The 941-nt window shown below is 69.7% G+C and carries 1 pseudogene; it reads left to right on the forward strand.

From position 1 onward, the window contains the following. Nucleotides 1-472 (forward strand): annotated as a pseudogene (locus I53_RS31070) (ATP-binding cassette domain-containing protein); the annotation flags it as partial. Nucleotides 473-941 lie beyond the last annotated feature (469 nt).

Genomic DNA, 941 nt, shown 5'->3' on the forward strand with positions numbered 1-941 from the left:
CCGGGCGGGATTGTTCAAGTGCCCCGAGACCCGCGAACTGTTCGCGACCCTCAGCGTGCGGGAGAATCTCGACCTTGCGGGCAAGCATTTCCCCAAGGCCGAGAGCGCCAGGCAGCGCGACTGGCTCTAAGAGCTGTTCCCGATCCTGAAGGCCCGCGAGACGCAGAGCGCCCGCACCCTGTCGGGGGGCGAGCAGCAGATGCTGACCATCGCCCGGGCGCTGATGATGCGGCCGCGCCTCCTGATCCTCGACGAGCCGACGCTCGGCCTCGCCCCGGTGATCCTGGAGCTGCTGTCGAAGGCCTTGGAGAAGCTGCGGCAGACCACGCCGATCACGGTCCTGCTCGGCGAGCAGAACGTCACCTTCGCGCTCCCGCACGCCGACCGGGTCTACGTGCTGGAGCAGGCCCGGATCGTCTGGGAAGGGCCGCCGCAGCGCTTCGCCAGCGAGATGGGATCGGCCTATCTGTGAGGGGTGGCGTGATCCGGGTCGATCAACATCCACGTTCGATTCGGGTTGGAGCGCAGGTCCCCTCTCCCGTGCGGGAGAGGGACAGGGTGAGGGATCAGGTCTGTCCGGAGGCGGCGCGCCAGGGACGCGCGTCGCTGGGTTGCTTGATCCTGAGAGTTCTCGTCCCTCACCCCAACCCTCTCCCGCACGGGAGAGGGGGCCCGTCGCGCCGCGGGTGAAGGCAGTGGGACGGCGGGCAGCCGGCTCGCACAGCTTGGTGCGCTGGCCGGCAGGAAAACCCTAGGGAGCGGACACCGTGGACTTCAACCTCTCCCAGTCCCAGACGCACTGGCTGAACCGCGTCCGCGCCTTCATCGCCGCCGAGATCCTGCCGGCCACCGCCGCGGTCGCGGCCGAGCGGACGGAGAGCCGTGCCCCCTCGCCCACGATGGAGCGGCTGAAGGACCGGGCGAAGGCCGAGGGCCTGTGG

Source organism: Methylobacterium sp. B1, assembly GCF_000333255.1.
Taxonomy (GTDB): Bacteria; Pseudomonadota; Alphaproteobacteria; order Rhizobiales; family Beijerinckiaceae; genus Methylobacterium; species Methylobacterium fujisawaense.